Origin of the sequence: Sphaerobacter sp. (genome assembly GCF_019683595.1) — a bacterium.
GTDB lineage: Bacteria > Chloroflexota > Chloroflexia > Thermomicrobiales > Thermomicrobiaceae > Sphaerobacter.
The window spans coordinates 1-13,890 of the sequence record NZ_JADGHZ010000092.1; the positions used below are offsets into that span (position 1 = coordinate 1).

Sequence of the window (13,890 nt, forward strand, 5' to 3'; positions counted from 1 at the left end):
TTAAAAACACACCATTTTCGGGGGCGCGGGGGGGGGCCCGCGGGCGCGCGGGGGGGGGGGGGGGCCCCCCCCCCCCGGCTCCGCTCAGGATGACAACCACTCCCTCGTCCAGGGGGCACGGCCCGGCGTGGGATGGCAGAGGCTCACGCGGTCAGCCGATACGGGTATTGCCCGATCAAGGCCCCGTCGCGTACCCCGCATCGCGTGCACCGAGTCCTGACTACCCATCACGCAACACGGACCACGCACTAGACATCCATCAGGACACTGTTGACGCGCTCCAAGGCGACTTCCAGGCGGGTGCGCTCGCGCACGACGACGCGCTGGACCTCCAGGTCCCAACCCGGCGCGCGGCGCACGGCGGCCAGGAGCGCGAGGTAGCCGGTGAGGGTGTGGATCGCCTCGGCGAGCACCTCGGCCGAGAGCCGGTCGTCCGGCAGCGTCTCAGGGAGGAAGCCCACCGAGCGGTCGGTAGCGCTGGCATGAAGCAGCTTCGCCTGCCGGGCGAGGGCGGCGAGGCGCCCTGGGTGTGGCCAGCGGCGGCGGTCGGTGGCGGGGGCAGCCAGGGCCTCGGCGGCGATGCGGCGGAACTCCCGCGCCAGGCGGAGACGCCGCTCGGGTGCAGTCTGCGCACGCTCGATGTCGAGGAGCGCCTGCCACTCGACAGGTCGGCTGTGCCGGCGTGTTTCCCGGTCGAGCGGCGGAAGCGTGTCGGACCAGCCTGCCCCGCGGGCGATGGTGACGCTGCCGACGGCTACGATGAGGGTGAGGGTCAAGGGGACGATTGGGGCCAGGTCCAGGAGAGCGGCGATCCCCGCGGCCAGGAGCACGGTGGCAACAACCAGACCGGCGCTGGGCACGAGCACCAGGCGAGGGTGCGCCAGGGTATGGATGCGCGGCTTGGGTCGGTTCCGCATCGTCGTCTCGCCTCCCGGCCTGGCTCCTATTGTAGCAGCCGGCGGGGTGGACACTGGTTTATCGCTCGTCGTCCGTCCCCGCGGCGAAGGGGCCGGCCGGGCGTGCGTCAGCTACGCGGAGGATCTCCTCCGCGGTGCGGACCGCGCGGCGGCGCTCCCACCAGGTCCAGGGCGCCGGGCGGCCGGTGAGCCGCCACCAGAAGTCGGCGAGCCGTATCGTCCAGGGCAACCGGGCGCGCATGAGCAACCCTCCGTCGTCCCCATACCACCAGCCGATAGTGGCGGCATGCCCGCGGGTCGCTGTGGCGGACTCGGGTCAGAAGGACGGCTCCAGCGACTCGGCCACGACGGCGTGCCAGGTCTCCGGGCGCCCGCCGTGCTGGGCGCGGAGGAGCCGTACGCACTCCGTGACGACCTCGTCGGCCGTAGCGGCCTGGCAGAGCATGACCGTCTCGCGCCCCGTGGATCCCGGCGAGTCCCTGACCAATACCCAGATCGAGCCCTGCGTTCCCGGGATTTCCTGGATGACGAGATCGGTTCCATCGCCCTGAGGGTGGCGGAACCGCTCACGCATGATGTCATCTCCGATCTGAGGGTGGGCCGGGTGGACGGCGTCGTGAGCCGGCGCAGCCGGCACCCTCGTCCCTGCAGAACGGGTGCCACGCCAGGGAGCGTGGGAACGGTGTCCGCGATACAATCTGACAACAGTGCTCCGGTGGTGGGGTGCACGCTGTGAGGAGACCGCGCAGCCATGGCCGGACCTCGGGTGCGGTTCGACCCGGAGATCAACTACTATCAGGTGCTCAACGTCCCGTACACGGCGACGCGGGCCGAGATCACCCGTGCCTATCGCACTCTGATGCGGTCGGCGCACCCCGATCGGGCACATACGGAGCCGGAGCGGAAGAAGGCGGAAGAGCGGGCGAAACTCCTCAACGCCGCTTATGCCGTGCTCGGCAAGCCGGAGGTGCGCCGCGAGTACGACGCCGCCATCCGCCAGCGCGCAGTCTCCGACGCGCTGATGCAGCGCTACACCGGCAACATGCCGGGCCGTCCCTCCCCCTTCATGAACCGGGCGCCGGTCTCGCCGCAGGCGCGGCGTGCCCAGCAGCGGGCCAGCCGCTCGGCACTGCTGCACTTCCTGCTGATTACGGTCCTCTTCCTGGCCGCCATCGTCGCCGTGGTGCTCCTGGTGAGCCTCGTGCCTCAGGCGGTCCAGGCGCTGGTGGGGTGAGCGGGCGGGGCCGAGCGATCCCAGCCCTGTGGGAAGACGTATCTCGCCTGACAGCGTTTCGGTCACTGGATCATCATTACGCTGCCCGCGCGTCAGATGCCGCACGATGCGCGGCGGCATCTCACGTGCCTGCGGATCTGGCCATGTCGCGGTACGATCAGCGGCGCGACATGCGCCGTGGGCACAGCGCGGCGATTCCCGAATATGCGATCATGAAGTGACTGGGTGCGGCGCGCCCGGGGGTGGTGTGCCTGATCTGGTGAAGGAGAGGGATGCGACCGTGGATGGGGAGGAGAGAGGGGCGATTCCCAAGGAGGCAGAAGTCGTAGTCATCGGGGCTGGAGTTGCCGGCTGCTCGGTCGCGTACCAGCTCGCCATGCGCGGGAAGCAAGTCGTGGTGCTCGACAAGCGCGGCATTTGCTCCGGCGCCTCAGGCCGTAACGGCGGGTTGACCGGTGCCGGGTCGTCGCTGCACTCGGCAGCGGGCCGCGCCGTTTACGCCCTGACCCGCGAGAACCTGCGGATGCTGCAGGAGGATCTGGCGCGAGAGCTGGACGACGACTTCTCGCTGCGCCTGCCTGGCACGCTCGACATCGCCACCACCGAGGAGCAGTACGCGCACCTCGAGGAGAGTGTGCGGCGGCAGCAGGAGCACGGGATCGACGTGGAACTGCTGGACCCCCAGGAGGTGCGGGACCTGGTGCCGGTGGTTTCGGATCAGATCCTCGGCGCGAAGCTCGCGCGCGGGCACGGGCATCTCTGGCCGTTCCAGCTCGTCCACGCGCTGGCCCGTGGCGCGCGCCACTACGGGGCGCGCTTCGTGACGCACACGCCGGTCACGCGCATCCTGACGAGCGACGGTGCGGTCGCAGGGGTGGAGACGTCCGCCGGGACGATCGCGGCCGGGACCGTGGTCGTGGCCGCCAACGCCTGGACGCCCCAGCTTCTGCCCGACCTGCCGCAGGGAGCGCTGGTTCCGGCGCGAGGGCAGATCCTGGTGACGCAGCCGGTGCCGCCGGTTCTGCCGTACCCGTTCGGTACCAACTTCGACAAGGAGTACGGGCGCCAGACTCCGACGGGGCAGATCCTCTGTGGCGGCTTCCGCCGGCTGGACGAGAACGAGGGGCTGGGCCTCTACGCCGAGCAGACGACGCCGCCGGTGCTCGGGGGCATCGCCGGATGCCTGACGTCCCTCTTCCCGCGGCTCGGCCCGCTGCGCGTGGTGCGCGCCTGGGCCGGGATCATGGGCTTCACCGCGGATGGCCTGCCGCTCATCGGCCCCTATGGAGACACGAAGGGGCTGTATGTGGCCGCGGGCTTCAACGGCGGCGGGTTCTCCTGGGCCGTGGCGACGGGGAAGGCCCTGGCGCAGTTGATCGTCCAGGGAATCAGCGCGTTCGACCTCACGCCGTTCGACCCGAACCGCTTCGCGCGTGTCGGCGTGTCGTGGGAGAACCCCTTCACTGCCGGGGAGCGCAACAACCCGCGCGGGGTGATCTCCGGGGCGTGAGCGCGGCGGCGTGCGTGGCCGCGTTCCTCTTGGAGTGCGGCGGCCACAGCCGCCGCTGTCGTGAGGCGTGGAGCGATCACGGCCAGAGAGCGTCGGCAACGTCTGACGGGTCCGCGCGGCTGACACGCGCCCGTGATCGATGGTGCCAGACGAGCTCCGAGGGTGTACGCGGTCGGCACGTGCCCGGGGGTGAACCCCCGGGCTGACAAGGAGAAGCCGGCTGAAGCCGGCTGGGGGGTACGGCCCAGACCCCGTTGATAGGGTCTTCGCGGCGCGGTGCGTGCCCGGGGCTAAAGCCGCCGGGCTGCATGGTGGGTAAGCCCACTGAAGGGGCTGCGATGGCTACCGACCGGCGTATTCCGATTTGGCCACCCAGCGGAGCCAGCGCCCCAGACCCTTCAGTGGGCTCTTGATTGTCAGCCCGGCGACTCTAGCCCCAGGCACACACCGTTCGGTGTGCTCCGTCTCACCGGAGGCTGAACCCCAATCGGTCCCCAGCCGGCTTCAGCCGGCTTTCGTTGTCAGCCCGGTGGCTTGAGCCCCGGGCACAGGCCGCCGTGCTGGATCCTTCACGCGACCCCCTGGGTACTGGCTACGCGCTACGTGGCTCCCGGCTCCCGCGATCCGGATCGCGGTTACTTCCCAATGCAGAAGCGGGCGAAGATTTCGTCGAGAATGGTCTCGCTGACCTGCTCGCCGGTGATCTCACCGACGGCGAGGAGGGCATCGCGCACGTCCACCGCTACCAGGTCCAGCGGGATGGCGTCGTCCAGCGCGGCGCGGGCTTGCCGGACGCTCTCCAGGGCGCGCGTGAGGGCCTGCTGCTGGCGCAGGGTCACCAGCGCCGGCGCGGCTCCCTCGGCGGCCCTGGCGATGAGCGCCTCGGCCAGGGTCGCTTCGAGCTGGGCGATCCCGTCGCCGGTGCGGGTGGAGACTTCCACCACCGGAGCGCCGGGGAGGAGGGCGCGGATCTCTTCGTGGTCGTGGCGATCCGGCAGGTCGCGCTTGTTGAGGACGAGGACCAGCCGGTCGTGGCCGTCGGACGCGACGCGGCGCTGCAGCAGGTCTGCCACGCGGAAGTCGTCCGGGGTGGGCGGCATGCTGCCGTCGAGGACGAAGATGGCCAGCCCGGCGGTGTCCAGCGCGCGGCGCGAGCGGTCGATGCCCATGCGCTCGATGATGTCTTCGGTGTCGGCGATCCCGGCGGTGTCGATCAGCGTAGCGGGGATGCCCTGGAGGTTGATCGACTCGGCGATCACATCGCGGGTCGTCCCGGCGATGTCGGTGACGATCGCGCGCTCGGCGCGGAGCAGCGCGTTGAGGAGGCTCGACTTGCCGACGTTGGGGCGGCCGACGATTGCGATCTGGACGCCCTCGCGGTAGAGGAGGCCGAGCCGGGCACCGGCGACGACCTCGTCGAGCGCCGCCTCGGCGCGGGCGAGGGTTCCGGCGAGGTCGAGCGGCGGGACTTCGTCCTCCGGGAAGTCGGCGGAGGCGTCGAGGTAGGCGAGTGCTTCGATTAGCGCCTCGCGGGCCGGGCCGAGCCGTCCCACCATGCGGCCGCGCAGTTCCCCCACGGCCAGGTCCAGTGAGTCGGGGGTGCGGGCGGAGACGACCGCCATGACCGCCTCGGCCTGGGCCAGGTCGATCCGGCCGTTGAGGAAGGCGCGGAGCGTGAACTCGCCGGGTTCGGCCTGGCGAGCCCCGGCCGCCAGCGTCAGCCGCAGCACTTCGCGGACGACGAGCGGGCCGCCGTGGCAGGAGATCTCGACCACGTCCTCGCGGGTGTAGCTCCGCGGTGCCGCCATGCGGGCCAGGAGCACCTCATCGACCACGCGCTCGTCGCGCGGATCGACGACGTAGCCGTAGTAGAGGCGGTGGGAGTCGAGCCGCGCGACGTCGACCGGGCGCAGGTTTCGGCCGCGACGGAAGATGCGGCTGGCGATCTGGTCGGCGTCGGGGCCGCTGATGCGGACGATCCCGATACCCCCCTCACCGAGGGGCGTGGCGATGGCACTGATGGTGTCGGCGTACATCGTGGTGGCGGTTCCTCGGTGATGGTATGGGTGGACGTCAACGGCGACGTGGCCGGGCGGGGCGGCGCTCGATCCGGGCCAGGAACGCCTCGACCGCCTCGCGGGTCGGCACGGCATCCGGGCCGTGGCCCTGCACGCGCAGCGCGGCCGCGGCCGCGGCCATGCGGGCGGCAACGGTCGTCGGCTGGTGTTCGGCGCGCAGAAGGAAGAGGGTGGCGGCGAAGACATCCCCGGCGCCGAGGTCCTCGACCGTCGGCACCGGATAGGCCGGCACCTCGATCACCCGGCCACGGTCGACCACCTGAGCACCCTCCGCGCCGCGGGTGACGACGGCGATCCCCCGCGCACCGACGGTGTTCAGCGCGTCCCGCGCCAGGGTGTGCTCCTCGGAGTTGACGACGATCGCGTCGAGGCGGCTGAGGATCTCGTCGGGCAGGCGCAGCGGCTGGAGTGACACCCGGTGCTGCCGGCTGGTCTGCCACTGGCGCATCCAGCCCTGGGGCGTCGCGCCGAAGTAGTCGGGGCTGAGCCGGCCGGCCTGGCGGGCGTCGATCTCCTGGGCGACCGGGGCCAGGTGGATGACGCCGGCCGAACGCCAGGCGGGCGGCAAGCCGGTGAGATCGATCGGCCCGGCCCAGGAGTGGACCGTCTGCTGGCGGCGACCGGCGACGATGACGTTGGTGAACACGGTCGGCGCGGCGGCCGCCTGGACGATGATGTCGATCTCCGCGGCATAGCGGGCGAGGGCTTCGGTGATCTCGGGGCCGTGCTGGGTGAAGTTGCCCCGGGTCAGGATGGCCGCGCGCAGCCCGAAGCGTGCCGCGGTCAGTGCGGCGTAGAGGGCGGTGCCTCCCAGGCTGACGGAGCCGTTCGGGTTCCGGTCGACGGTCACGTGACCAATGACGAGGTAGTCGGGCGTCTGCTGGGCGGCCATGCGTCCATCCATCTCTCAGGCGTCAGGAGCGCCGTGAGCGCAGCGGTTCGTGTCGCTCGTGCCACGCAGGCGACGCGAGCGTGGGAGCCGGCACGGGACCGGTGCTCCCGCTGCGACGCTGCTGCGTGGGTGCTATTTCGGGTAAACCGTGACGCGCCGGAGAGCCCCCTCGCCGCTGCTGGAGGTGGTCACCACCGGGTCGTCGCGCAGGGCAACGTGGACCACGCGACGCTCGTTCGCGGGCATCGGCTCGAGCGAGATCGGCCGTTTGTTGCGAGCGACCTGCCGGGCCACCCGCCGGGCCAGGTTGATGAGGGACTCCTCGCGCCGGGACCGGTACCCCTCGATGTCCAAAATGACGCGTGTCCACGTGTCGAGGCGCTTATTGACGAGGACGTTGACCAGGTACTGGAGCTGCGCCAGGTTCTCGCCCCGTCGGCCGATCAACATCCCCAGGTCGCGGCCGTGGACATCAATGAAGACCGTGGGGGGCTCGTCCGGGCCGATCGGGATCAACGAGGGGTTGTCGACCGCCAGCACGGTGCATTGAAAGCCCATGGCGGTGAGCAGCTCGTGGACGATGGACTTGACCACCTGCTCCGTCTCGGCGTCGACGCGCGGAGCGTTGGCCGGTTCCGGGAACGGACGGCTCATCGGGCGGGCACCGACGCTGGGCCGCGTCGTGGTCCCGCTCCCCTTGCCCCGGCCGCGCGACGGGGCGCCGTCTTTGGCAGTGACGCGGACGAGGGCTTCCCCATCCTCCTCATCCGATGAATCCATCAGGATCTCGATGTGGACCTGATCGCGCGTGCGGCCCAATTGCTCCAGGGCCAGCCGCACGGCTTCTTCGACCGAGCGGGCTTGGATTTCAACGCTCCGCATGCGGATTCGATCCATGCTCTGCCCGACACCTTTCTCCTCCTGGGTCCCGGTCCGGGGTCAATCACCTTCCGCCGATGAGTCGCGCTTCGACGGACGGGACTTGCGAGGCACCAGATCGGGACGCGGGGTCCGGGGCGGGCGCGCTGCGGCCCCGGCGCGCTGCTTCGTCGTCCCAGCGCTCCCGGCAGCCGTTGGAGTGGAGACAGGCTCCTCCTTCTCCTGCACGGGGCGTACCGCGCCGGCGCGCTTTGCGGACTCCGCCATCTGCTCTTGAAGGCGCCCGTTCATGCGGGCAAACCAGCTATTCTTAGCCTGCTCCCGCGCCGCGGCCCGCTTGGCCGGGTCCTGGTAACCCAGGCGGCGGTGCTCCGGCAACTCAGGCAGGAACGGGAGCCAGTCGCGCATCGACCCCCAGCCGGTGATAAACCACTGCTGAACGACGCTGTACAGCGCCGACACCGCCCAGTAGAGGACCGGCCCTGCGGGGAAGTTCCAGCCGAAGGCGACGACCATCAGCGGCATGAACGTCATCATGGTGTTCATCATCTGCTGCTGCGGGTCGGTGATCTTCCCCTGGCCGGCGGGGCGCGTCATCTTGGTCTGCACCAACTGGAAGAGGCCGGCCATGATCGGCAGGATATGCAGCGGGTCGGCGGTCGCCAGGCTCGGCAGCCACATGAAGCCCTCGCCCCAGATGCCGGTCCCGGCCTGGGACAAGCTGCGGATGGCGAAGTAGAGCCCGAAGAAGATCGGCATTTGCAGGAGCATCGGCAGACAGCCTGCGGCAGGGTTGATGCCGTGCTCCTGGTAGAGTTTCATGGTCTCCTGCGAGAGCCGCTGGCGGTCCTTGCCGTACTTCTTCTGCAGTTCCTTGAGCTTGGGCTGGATCTCCTGCATCGCGGAGGTGGAGCGCACCGCCTTGATGGTCAGCGGCAGGAGCGCCGTCTTGAACAGGATGGTAAAGATGATGACCGAAAGCCCCGCGCTCCCGGTGTAATCCGCGAGGTAGCCCAGGCCGAGTTCGATCAGACCGACGAACTCTCTCCAGAGTGGCAAGTGAGAATCCTCCTAAAGAGACCGAAGCTCACGCGCAGAGCCGCGAACGGGCAGGCTCACCGGCGATCAACTTACTCGACCGGATCGTACCCGCCGCGCGAGAATGGGTTGCAGCGCAGGATCCGCCAGGCCGACATCCATCCACCCTTGATGATACCGTACTTGGCGATGGCCTGGTAGGCGTACTCCGAGCAGGTTGGATAGAAGCGGCAGCTAGCGGGGAGCCCCGGAGAGATGACGCGCTGGTAGAAACGGATGCTCCAAAGCGCGAGTGTCTTCATTCGGGTGTGCCTCGGGTGTCAGATGCCGGCGGTACAGGTGCTGCCGTTTGCAGCTTGGCCCGCGCCGTCAGCGTGGTTATCGCATCGAATATCTGGTGATACGTCACGTCCGGGGACGCTACGGCGCCGCGGGCGATGAACACTATATCGTACCCCTGGCGGAGGCGAGGGTGCAAGTGCCGCACGGCCTCGCGCATCCAGCGTTTGACGCGGTTGCGCGCGGCGGCCTTGCCGATCCGTCGACCGACGGCGAAGCCGTACCGGTTGTGCTCGAGGTCATTGGGCAGGACCGCCATGACCACCAGCGGCGTGGCCCAGGAGCGGCCCTGCTTACGTACGCGCTCAAACTCGAACGGTCGACGGAGGCGCAGCGCCCGCGCGATCATGAGCCGTCGAATCAGCGCTGGGTCGGCTTCTTCTCGTCCGATACCGTCAGCTTCCAGCGCCCCTTCTGCCGCCGTGCCGCCAGCACCGCCCGGCCTCCGCGCGTCCGCATCCGGCGGAGGAAGCCATGCTTGCGCTTGCGGGGGATGCGCCGTGGCTGGTACGTCCTCTTCGGCACCCTCGCTACCTTTCAGCTGATGGCCAGGTCGTTGACACGCTGACAACAAAATGACCTTGCGAGCCACGCGCAGAGCGCAGCCGCAACGGCCGCGGCCATTATACGTTTCACTTGCAGGAGGTGTCAATTCGGACCGCCGCCGGGGGCGCGGCAGGTCCGCCGGGAGGGGGGAACCGGATTGGTTGGGGGACATCGCGCAGCGCTCGGCGGGGCCGCGGCTCACGGTCGGCGGGCACAGCAGCTACGCGGCGCACGCGCGCTCGTGCTTGCGCTGGTGTTCTGTCTGGCCTTGGGCGCGCTCCCCGGGCTGGCACCGTTGCCGGCCGCCGCGGATGAGGCACCTCCCACCTCCATCTTGGTGTCCCTTACGCCGGAATTCGGTGCGATCCCGGAGGGTATCACGGACCTGCTCGGGGAGCCCGCGGCGGTGGTGCCCCTCGGCCCAGCCGGGCTGTACCGAGTTGACCTGCCGGCCGGGACCGATCCGGATGCGGCGGCGGCACGGCTGGCCGCCGCGCCGGGGGTGCGCTACGCCGAGCCGGATCGGACGTTCGTTGCCCCGCTGTCACCGGCCGGGCTCCTCGCGAATGGCGACACCCTGGGGGATTGGGGACTGCGGCGCATCGGTGCACTGGACGCATGGCGGATGACCGATGGCGCGCCGGTCACCGTGGCCGTCCTCGACACCGGGGTCAGCCCCGATCACCCCGATCTCATCGGCCGCGTCCTTCCTGGCTGGAACTTCGTTGACGGGAACGCCGACACGCGCGACGACGCCGGGCACGGCACCTTCGTGGCCGGGATCATCGCCGGACGAGCGGACGGCGGTGCGCCGGGTGTGGCGCCCGGTGCCCGGATCTTGCCGGTCAAGATCCTCAACCGCGATGCGGTCGGGTCGACCGCGAACTTCGTCGCCGGCATCGTCTACGCCGTCGATCAGGGTGCGCGCGTCATCAATATCAGCGCGGACGGCATCATGGACTCCCAGGCGCTCTTCGACGCGCTGCGCTACGCGGAGGAGCGCGGGGTGGTCGTCGTCGCCTCGGCCGGGAACGAGCCGAACGGCCGATGGAACTACCCGGCGGCGGTGCCGACGGTGCTTGCGGTCGGCGCCAGCACGCCGGACGACCAGGTCGCGTCCTTCTCGTCCTATGGTGCGTTCGTCGACCTCATTGCGCCCGGCGTCGACGTGACCAGCACCTGGTGGAGTCCCGAGGGTGGCAACGGTTATCTGACGGCTGGGGGCACGTCGGCATCAGCGCCCTTCGTCTCCGGCGCGGCCGCGCTCGTGCTGGCCGTGCGCCCCGACCTCTCCCCGGCCGGTGTGCGCCAGATCCTCTTGGAGTCGGCGCACGCGACCGGCCCGGACGGCATCGATGCGTTCAGCGGCTACGGTCGGTTGGACGCCGGGCTGGCGGTCCGGATGGCGATCTCGGCCGCGTACGCGGCGGAGGGCCAGGTCTCGGGCGTGGACGACGTGGACGGGCCGCGGCTCCGCTTCACCGCTGAGGGCTTCGCGCCGGGGGAGGCGGCAACGGTCTGGCTCACGCCCCAGGACGGCGCGCGCCGGGTCTGGCGCGGTGTCGCCGCCGATGCGAGCGGCACCCTGACGGTCGACCTCGGCCCGCGCCACCTGCTACCGGAGGGGACCTGGACGGTCACCGCCGTCGGTGAGTCCGGGACGCGGGTTAGCGCGACCTACATCCTGCATCCGGAGCCGATCCACCCGGCGTTCGTGCCCATCCCCGCCTTCGAGTCGCAGCCGGATCGGGTCTACTTCCCGGAGACGGGCCACTCCTTGGCGTATGGGTTCAAGCGCTACTGGGAGGAGCGCGGCGGGCTGGCCGCGTTCGGGTTCCCGATCTCCGAGGAGTTCTCCGAGCGCGACCCGGTGACCGGCATTGTGCACACGGTGCAGTACTTCGAGCGGGCGCGCTTCGAATACCATCCGGAGCTGGCCGGGACGCCCTTCGAGGTGTCGCTGGGCCGGGTAGGCGTCGAGGTCGCGCCGCAGGCATTCCCGACCGCTCCGGCTGAGGTGGCGTCCGAGGCGCGGCGGTACTTCCCGGAGACCGAGCACACGCTGAGCGGGCTGTTCCTCGAGCGCTGGGCGGCGGGCGGCGGGCTCGCCGTGTTCGGCTTCCCGATCAGCGAGCCGTTCGAAGCCGGTGGCAAGCTGGTGCAGTACTTCGAGCGGGCGCGCTTCGAGGTGTCCCCACTGGCCGGATCGGCCGCTGATGTCCAGCTCGGCCGCCTGGGCGTCGATCTCGCGCGGAAGCTCGGCTACCTGCGCTGAGGAGCGGTGGGTCTCCTCAGGAGCACGCAAGGGGCGCAGCGGCCGGGACGGGCCACGGCTGACGGGGGTAACGAATCGGACGTGGCGCAGGCGGTGACGCGGTGGCTGTTCCTGCGCAGGGATCGGTCCTCGCGGGTGCCGATCGAGGATCGCTCGGAGCTCGGCCCGGCCGATACGAGCCTCCGACGCGCAGTGGCAGCGTGAGAAGTGCATCCTTCGATGCACGCTCTCCGTCAGGTCCGACTTGCCTTCTTGCTTGTTCAGTGGCACAGGGAGGGCTATACTCCTAACCAAGCATTGCCACGACACGCGGCACGACCGCGCCGGGAGGGATCATGGGCCGGGCAGGTCACAGCTTCGGGCTCCTGCGTCGTAATCGGGACTTCGCCGCGCTCTGGGGAGCCGAACTGTTCTCGACGCTGGGCGACCGCGTGCACCGCGTGGCCCTCGCGGCGCTGGTCTACCGCCTGACCGGCTCCCTTACCGAGACCGGCATCGCCTTCGTCGCCACCGCTCTGCCCGATCTCCTCTTCGGGCTGGCCGCCGGCAGCTTCGTCGACCGCTGGGATCGGCGCCGGGCAATGATCGTCTGCAACCTGCTGCGTGTCCCGGCGGTGGTGCTGATCCCCGTCGTGGCGTACATCCACCTCTGGCTGGTTTACCTCATCCTCTTCTGGGTCAACACGCTGGCACTGGTGTTTCGCCCGGCAAAGACCGCCCTGCTGCCGTCGGTGGTCAAGCCCGACGAACTGCACGCGGCCAACTCGCTCAACGGAATCATGGAAAACACTGCCGACGTGCTCGGCTACCCGTTGGGCGGCGTCCTGGTCTCCACGGCGAGTGTCTGGCTCGGGTCGGAGCACGGACTGGCCGCCGCCTTCGTCTTCGATGGCCTGATGTTCATCATGTCGGCGCTGTGCATCGCGTCGATCCGCCCTCGCGGGGCACCTCCGGAAAGCGACGCGGCGGTCCGCTCGATCTGGGACGACATGCGGGAGGGGATCGCCTTCGTCTGGCGGCAGCCGCTGGTGCGGGCCAACACGGCGGTCATGCTGCTCGGCCCGCTCACCCTGGGGGCGACGTGGCCGCTGCTGGTCGGCTATGCCTGGGACGTGCTGGACGGCGGCGAGTGGGAGTACTCGATGCTCGGGACCGGCATCAGCGTCGGCTCGATCCTGGCCGGTTTCGCGCTGACCAGCCTCTCGTCCGTGCGGACTGGGATCTCCGTCATCGCCGGCTTGGTGGTGATGGGGCTCGGCGTGATGGGCACCGCCGTCGTGACCCGCCTGTGGCTGGCCGTCGCCCTGCTGGCGATCAGCGGGGTGGGGAGCATGATGGTGCTGGTGCCGAGTGTCACTCTCGTGCAGCGGCATACCCCGGATCGGCTGCTGGGGCGGGTCTTCGCCGTCCGCTCGACCCTGATCTTCGCGGCGATGATCATCACCAACGCGCTCGGTGGCGTCGCCGGCGAGCGGTTCGGGGTCCAGGAATCGCTCTTCTTCTGCGGCCTTGCGCTCGTGGCGCTCGTGCTCCTGGCCGCCGTATTTCCCTCGGTGCGTGCCGACGACACACGTTCCATGCTGGCGGACGACCCCCAGGTCGCCATGGATGAGGCGTGATGCGCGGGGTGGTTCCGGGGCACGTGTAGGGTGATCGGGGTCCGGAGCGCCATGCTCGCGACAGGTGGTGTGACGGGTTCCCTGGCCGTGGTATGTGCCCTCGTTGGGTGGCGTGAGGGTCCCCACGCGGTGGCGCGTGCCCGGGGCTCAAGTCCCGGGCTGACAAGGAAAGCCGGCTAAAGCCGGCTGGGGGCAGCCGCGCAGAGCCTCTGATGATGCGGTGTGCGCCCTCGGTGCGCTCCCGGGGCTAATGGAGTTTGACGAATTACGTGGGTGTCCGCTGGGAATGGTGCTCCTCTCATCACCCCGCTAGGCGTCGTCGTTCCCAGCCGGCTACAGCCGGCTTTTGTTGTGAGCCCGGGGCTTGAGCCCCGGGGCACGCGCCGCGGCGCGGGATCTTCACACCACCCATCCTGCTGGGCACGCGCCGCGGTGCGGGATCCTCACATTGCCCCTCCCGCGTACGAACTACGCATTAGTCATCCGGGGATGCGGTCGCGTGGTCGCCGAGTGTGGTGGTGAGGGGGACGGGTGCTGCGGGTTGGCGCGGGCTGCTCGACGGG

General features: G+C 70.0%; 14 protein-coding genes. 4 read left to right on the forward strand and 10 right to left on the reverse strand.

The annotated features are described in order from the left end of the window. Window positions 1–248: 248 nt before the first annotated feature. The 3 genes from IRZ30_RS10705 to IRZ30_RS10715 all read right to left on the reverse strand — a co-directional run bounded on the left by IRZ30_RS10705 (window position 249) and on the right by IRZ30_RS10715 (window position 1,491). Window positions 249–917 carry a hypothetical protein gene (locus tag IRZ30_RS10705; protein ID WP_294085074.1) on the reverse strand — a complete coding sequence of 223 codons (669 nt, stop codon included), beginning with the start codon at window positions 915–917 and terminating at the stop codon, window positions 249–251. Window positions 918–975: 58 nt separating this feature from the next. After that, entirely contained in the window at window positions 976–1,158 is a 183-nt protein-coding gene (locus IRZ30_RS10710; protein WP_294085075.1) for a hypothetical protein, read from the reverse strand. Window positions 1,159–1,233: 75 nt separating this feature from the next. After that, complete coding sequence (locus tag IRZ30_RS10715; protein ID WP_294085076.1) at window positions 1,234–1,491, reverse strand: hypothetical protein; 258 nt, start codon at window positions 1,489–1,491, stop codon at window positions 1,234–1,236. Window positions 1,492–1,668: 177 nt separating this feature from the next. Between IRZ30_RS10715 and IRZ30_RS10720 the strand changes: the two genes are divergently transcribed. Both IRZ30_RS10720 and IRZ30_RS10725 read left to right on the forward strand, forming a co-directional pair. After that, window positions 1,669–2,151 carry a J domain-containing protein gene (locus IRZ30_RS10720; RefSeq protein ID WP_294085077.1) on the forward strand — a complete coding sequence of 161 codons (483 nt, stop codon included), beginning with the start codon at window positions 1,669–1,671 and terminating at the stop codon, window positions 2,149–2,151. A 280-nt stretch (window positions 2,152–2,431) separates the two neighbouring features. Continuing rightward, on the forward strand, window positions 2,432–3,661 hold the full coding sequence (locus tag IRZ30_RS10725; RefSeq protein ID WP_294085078.1) for an FAD-binding oxidoreductase: 1,230 nt from the start codon (window positions 2,432–2,434) through the stop codon (window positions 3,659–3,661). Between the two features lie 635 nt (window positions 3,662–4,296). Here the strand turns inward: IRZ30_RS10725 and mnmE are convergent. From mnmE to rpmH, 7 genes are all read right to left on the reverse strand, one after another. Then, a complete protein-coding gene (gene mnmE / locus IRZ30_RS10730) occupies window positions 4,297–5,697 on the reverse strand; it encodes a tRNA uridine-5-carboxymethylaminomethyl(34) synthesis GTPase MnmE (protein WP_294085079.1) in 1,401 nt (466 codons plus the stop codon). A 37-nt stretch (window positions 5,698–5,734) separates the two neighbouring features. Continuing rightward, a complete protein-coding gene (locus tag IRZ30_RS10735) occupies window positions 5,735–6,631 on the reverse strand; it encodes a PfkB family carbohydrate kinase (RefSeq protein ID WP_294085081.1) in 897 nt (298 codons plus the stop codon). Window positions 6,632–6,763: 132 nt separating this feature from the next. Beyond that, window positions 6,764–7,513, reverse strand: coding sequence for an RNA-binding cell elongation regulator Jag/EloR (jag, locus tag IRZ30_RS10740; protein ID WP_294085082.1), 750 nt, complete (start codon window positions 7,511–7,513; stop codon window positions 6,764–6,766). 57 nt (window positions 7,514–7,570) lie between these two features. Continuing rightward, on the reverse strand, window positions 7,571–8,569 hold the full coding sequence (locus tag IRZ30_RS10745; RefSeq protein WP_294085083.1) for a YidC/Oxa1 family membrane protein insertase: 999 nt from the start codon (window positions 8,567–8,569) through the stop codon (window positions 7,571–7,573). A 71-nt stretch (window positions 8,570–8,640) separates the two neighbouring features. Then, window positions 8,641–8,850, reverse strand: a complete 210-nt coding sequence (gene yidD, locus IRZ30_RS10750; protein ID WP_294085084.1) for a membrane protein insertion efficiency factor YidD — start codon at window positions 8,848–8,850, stop codon at window positions 8,641–8,643. Continuing rightward, the gene (gene rnpA, locus IRZ30_RS10755; protein ID WP_294085085.1) at window positions 8,847–9,236 is read right to left on the reverse strand and encodes a ribonuclease P protein component; all 390 of its coding nucleotides are present in this window, start codon (window positions 9,234–9,236) and stop codon (window positions 8,847–8,849) included. Before rnpA ends, yidD begins: the two co-directional genes overlap by 4 nt. A gap of 11 nt (window positions 9,237–9,247) precedes the next feature. Further along, window positions 9,248–9,412, reverse strand: a complete 165-nt coding sequence (gene rpmH, locus IRZ30_RS10760) for a 50S ribosomal protein L34 (RefSeq protein WP_294085086.1) — start codon at window positions 9,410–9,412, stop codon at window positions 9,248–9,250. Between the two features lie 178 nt (window positions 9,413–9,590). Here rpmH and IRZ30_RS10765 point away from each other — a divergent pair, with 178 nt between their 5' ends. Both IRZ30_RS10765 and IRZ30_RS10770 read left to right on the forward strand, forming a co-directional pair. After that, window positions 9,591–11,708, forward strand: a complete 2,118-nt coding sequence (locus tag IRZ30_RS10765; protein WP_294085087.1) for a S8 family serine peptidase — start codon at window positions 9,591–9,593, stop codon at window positions 11,706–11,708. Between the two features lie 335 nt (window positions 11,709–12,043). Further along, complete coding sequence (locus IRZ30_RS10770) at window positions 12,044–13,327, forward strand: MFS transporter (RefSeq protein ID WP_294085088.1); 1,284 nt, start codon at window positions 12,044–12,046, stop codon at window positions 13,325–13,327. Window positions 13,328–13,890 lie beyond the last annotated feature (563 nt).